Below are 4,903 nucleotides of genomic sequence, written 5' to 3'. Positions count from 1 at the left end.
CACCGTGACGGGTGTTCCCGTGAGCGAGGCGAAGGCGTTGAGGCGGAGCAGGGAGCCCTCAAGCTCCCTCACGTTGTTCTTGATGGAGCTCGCCAAAAACATGGCGACGTCGTCCGGGCACTTGAGGTTGGAGTTCTCAGCTTTTTTCTTCAGGATCGCGATCCTGGTTTCCAGTTCGGGGGGTTGGATGTCGGCAATAAGCCCCCACTCGAAACGCGAGCAGAGCCTTTCGTCTATCCCCTGGATGTTCTTCGGGAGCTTGTCGCTTGTGAGCACGATCTGGCGCTGCGAATCATGCAAGGCGTTGAAGGTATGGAAGAATTCCTCCTGGGTGCATTCCTTGCCCCCGAGAAACTGTATATCGTCTATGAGGAGCACGTCGCAGTTGTCGCGGTATTTCTTTCGGAATTCATGCATGCGCTCATGGCGCAGACAGTTGATCAGCTCGTTCATGAACTTTTCGGCGCTGACGTATATTATATTGAGATTCGGCTGACTGTTCGCAATTTGGAGGCCCACAGCGTGCATGAGGTGGGTTTTGCCCAGGCCCACGCCGCCATAGATGTAGAGCGGGTTGTAATGGCCGCCAGGGAGGTCTGCCACGGCCTTGCATGCAGCGTGCGCAAACTGGTTGGAATTGCCGACGACGAAACGGTCGAATGAGTACTTGCTGTTCAGGTTCTCGACCGATCGAACCCTGGGAGGCTCTTTCGCAGACGGATAGGTCGCGGGTTCGGATTTACCCAAAGGCGCGGCTTCATGCTCCTCTGTGATATCGAAGCAGAGCCTCAAATTCTGATCAGTGATCAAGAAGAGCTCTTGCACGATCAAATCGCTGTAATAATCGCTGATCCAATCAGCGATGAACTTGTTTGGGACCTTGAGGACAAACGAGCCTTCACCCAGGCTTGCGCCGGAGATGGGCTTAAACCATGTGTTATAGTTTAAGTCGCTGATTTTACTCTGTATTTTGTCTTTTAGCTGTTTGAGTATGTTGTTCATAAGGAGACAAATTCACAATGTTATCCACACCTGTGGATAACTCTGAACGGCATATTTTCGTCAACTATCTTTTCTGTGAACTTCGAACCGACGATGAAGGCGACATCTCCGATGGGCGTTTTCTCTGCTGAGATCATTTGTCACTCGCGCACCTCTAGTTGAGCGAACGCATCCTGTGCAAGCAGAAAAAAATATCTTCTGCGAGTTTTCCACAACCCGCTAAGAGACAAGGAGGTTTTGTGGTCAATAATTATCAAAAAAATTTTTTCGTTTTGCGAAGGGAACGGCTTGTCGTTTACGGAGCGGAGAAAAATTATTTTAAATCAGGCATTAGGTCTCATTCCTGGATTTAATGTTAAGTGTAGTTATCCACAGCCCCACAAGCAAAAGGGAAGCTCGAATTTTTCGCTTGCCAGATCGATGTGCGCTGGGATAGGAGCGGACGAGTTTTAAGACAATCAAGCGAGGCCTGCATGCACATCCTGGATTGGACAATACTGGCCATGTATATGCTTATAATGCTTGTTGTCGGTTTTCTTTATAAGAATCGCGCAAAAAAGAGCCTTTCCGATTACTTCCTCTCCGGCCGCAATTTTCCATGGTGGCTTGCGGGCACGTCGATAGTTGCGACTACGCTCTCGGTCGATACGCCGCTTGCTGTGACCGGTTTCGTCGCAAAAAACGGAATTGCGGGCAACTGGTTTTGGTGGCTCACCTGCCTCTCATCCATGACGGTGGCATTTTTCTTTGCCAGGCTCTGGCGCCGTTCCAACGTGCTCACCGACGTGGAGTTTATAGAACTTCGCTATTCCGGCAAGTCAGCGGCTGTGCTCAGGGGGTTTGCCGCGGTCTACAGGGGGCTCTTTCTCAACGTCATCAAGCTGGCTTGGGTAATTCTCGCCATGTCGAAAATTCTCGATTCGCTCTTTTCCGTAGGCAAGGAGACATCGCTCATAGTCAGCGTTGCAGTGGTGGTCGTCTACTCGGTCATGTCGGGCCTTTGGGGCGTGGTGATCGCCGACTTTTTGCAGTTTTTTATAGCGATGGGAGGGTCGATCGTCTTCGCGGTGCTTGCCGTTCGGCACGTGGGCGGCATCGGCGGTCTTGAGACCGCGTTATTGCAGCGATTCGGAGAACAAGGAACGGCCGACATGCTGGCCGTATTGCCTCCGCTGGGCTCCATGTGGATGCCCTTTTTCACCCTTTTCGTCTACCTGGGCATAATGTGGTGGTCCGATGCGCACATTGAGGGCGGCGGCTACGTGGCGCAGAGGCTGATGGCGTCGAAGGATGAAAAACATGCCGTCTTCGCGAGCATCTGGTTCAATTTCGCACACGTCGCCCTGAGACCCTGGCCCTGGATCATGGTTGCGTTGGTCTCGTTGGTGGTCTTCCCGGACCTCGTAGACAAGGAGGCCGGCTTCCCGATGATGATGAACCTAGTGTTGCCGGCGGGCCTCAAGGGCCTGATGGTGACCGCTTTCTTCGCAGCGTTCATGTCCACCATATCGACCCTGATGAACTGGGGCTCATCCTATCTGGTGAACGACCTGTACAAGAGATTCATGGCCAAAGGAAAGACCGAGCGCCATTATTTGTGCGCCTCCAAAGTTTGCGATGCAACGATTCTCGTGCTTGCGTATTTCGTCAGTAAAGGGATGAACTCGATCGTCGGGATGTGGGAGCTCCTCTTCTCGTTTACCGCCGGTCTCGGCGTGATCTATGCGGCGCGCTGGTTCTGGTGGCGCGTCAACGCATGGTCGGAGGTCACCGCCATGGTCGCTTCCGGCATAATGTCGATTGTGCTGACGACGCAGACATCTTTGGATTTTCCTCACAAGATCGTCATTATATTGCCGGTGTCGATTGTGGCGTGGATGACGGTGACGTTCCTCACGAAACCGGTAGAGACCTCCAGGCTTGTGGAGTTCTACAAGAGGGCGAGGCCATATCCGCTCCTATGGAAAAAAATTCTGGTGCAGATGCCGGACGCTGCGAATTATGCCTGCCCGGACGACTTCTACCGCAATGTTCGCTGTTGGCTCTGGGGGGTCCTCTCCGTGTACACGTTGCTGTTCGCCATTGGTAAGTGGGTTTTCCTGCAGACCGTTCCGGCTCTTATGTTGACCGCGTCGTGCATCTTCTTCTCTGCGTTGTTGGCGCGCGAGTTGCTGGCTGCTGAGAAGGCGAAAGGCGAAGGAGAGTGTGTCCCTGCGATTGCGCAGCCGGCGCTTGAAACCGAATAGAGCTTCAGGTCAAACGACAATCCTCTCAGATCGTTCTTGGGACCAAGTTCGTCGCGGGCATAAAGCGGGCGGCCGGCGTCGTGGATACCAGCGCGCTGTTTATGCCAAGGCCCAGACTCAGCTGCGGGGCGATGCCGGCATAGAGCGTGGAGCCTTGCTGCAGCGCGCGCGCCGCATCCTCTTCAGGGCAGACCCTGAACGGATGCTTGAGGAGTTGGTAGAGGGCCGCCTTCTTCGCGGCCCTGTCGTTCGGCAGGATGAGAGGTTCGCGCGGCACCCTTAGCCTTGCGTGTACGTCGCGGTTGTTTTCAAAGAAGCTCGATATCTCCTTAGCGTGCGGCCCGCGCCTTGCGGCCGAGAGCGTGATCATGAGGCCGCGAGCCACGTCCGCATCCTCCGGCCTGTCCAGGAACTTCTTGGCTGCAGAGATGAACGTCATCATCTGCGCCTTGTTGAGCCCGTCCGACGCTGCGTCGGCCATCATCGCGTCGTGCATCATGGCGTATGTGTTTTCCTCGGGCAGCATATAGTTGGTCAGACGTTTGCCCCTTAGCGAGCCGATGAAGACCCTGGTCGGTAGGGTGAGCGTATCAAGGCTCATCTTGGTGATTGGCGCTGCCGGCGGTATGCGCCTGAGCGAGCGAGACATGGCGCGGAGCACGTCCGGCCCGGCTTCGCCCTTCGCGTTTGCGAGCATCGTCCTGAAGCTCTGCGCAGCGGGTTTTGAGCCGGCCAGATCGTTGAACGTGCAGCCGAGCAGCGAGTTGGTCACCAGGAACCCGGTGGAGACGCCGGCCAAGACCGGCAGGAATCCATCCCACTGGCCGGAAGCTATGCGGATGAGGTTGCCGGCGTGATCATAGGCCAGGAGCCTCGCAGCTTTATTCTGCAGGAATCGGCCCGGGTTCACCATCAAGGCCGCGCCGTGGGTGATAATTATCGGCAACATGCCGACCTGTCGCCCAACCGATTCGGCGACCATCTGGCTGAAGGTCTCACTTTTGTGCAGGGGCGCGAAGTTCGCGCTGGCCCCGACGTAGAGGTTTATGATGCCGGCAGCGCCCAGCACGTTGTACCACTGTATTTCGCGTACGCTGCGATTGCCGATGAGCGTTTGCCCCAGGATCTGGTAGCCGGCGCCGACCGCCGCCGTGCCCATGAGGTTGAGCGGCAACGTTACCGGGCCGACCTCGGTGTACCCCGGGTTTGCGCCAAGAGAGGCGCCTATGTTGGCGGCCAAGAGGAGACCGCCCGGCACAAACGCCGGCCCTATCCAGTTGAACGCGCGCCTGAATGAAGGGGAGACCCTGCTCGCGCCGTAGTAGCCGAGGGACGCGGCCTGGTATCCATCCAGCCCCAGCTGCCATCCGTTCGATCCGCTGATCTCCCTGGCCGCGTTGCCCACCCTTTCGAAGAGGCTTCCGTCCACGATCGAGGAGGCGGCGTTGCCGTACGTGTTGATGGCTGCGTTCAGCGTGGAGCCCAGGGTCGTTTGCGCCAGGTGCGCGCCGTATGTCTGCGCGGTCGGGTCTGCCAGGGCCAACATTGCGGTGCTGGCTTCGGAGCTCAACGCCGACAGGCTGCCGGAGACCACCGAACCCAAGCCGTTGAGCGAGCCTGCCGCTATCGCCGAATCTTGCGAGGCTTCGATCAAA

3 protein-coding genes are annotated in these 4,903 nt (G+C 56.5%); 1 reads left to right on the top strand and 2 read right to left on the bottom strand.

The annotated features are described in order from the left end of the window. Positions 1-1,002: chromosomal replication initiator protein DnaA (dnaA, locus tag WC683_19590; protein MFA4974810.1), on the bottom strand; the 1,002-nt coding region annotated here is incomplete at its 3' end. 473 nt (positions 1,003-1,475) lie between these two features. Between dnaA and WC683_19585 the strand changes: the two genes are divergently transcribed. Next, positions 1,476-3,248: a sodium:solute symporter family protein gene (locus WC683_19585; GenBank protein MFA4974809.1), complete on the top strand. Its 1,773-nt coding sequence runs from the start codon at positions 1,476-1,478 to the stop codon at positions 3,246-3,248. Between the two features lie 25 nt (positions 3,249-3,273). Here the strand turns inward: WC683_19585 and WC683_19580 are convergent. Next, the coding region (locus WC683_19580; GenBank protein MFA4974808.1) for a hypothetical protein at positions 3,274-4,903 on the bottom strand (1,630 nt) is incomplete at its 5' end.

This window comes from bacterium (assembly GCA_041648665.1).
In the GTDB taxonomy this organism is placed as follows: Bacteria; UBA10199; UBA10199; order 2-02-FULL-44-16; family JAAZCA01; genus JAFGMW01.
The sequence above is the reverse complement of the archived record's forward strand: the minus strand, read 5'-3'. Positions and strand labels throughout refer to the sequence as shown.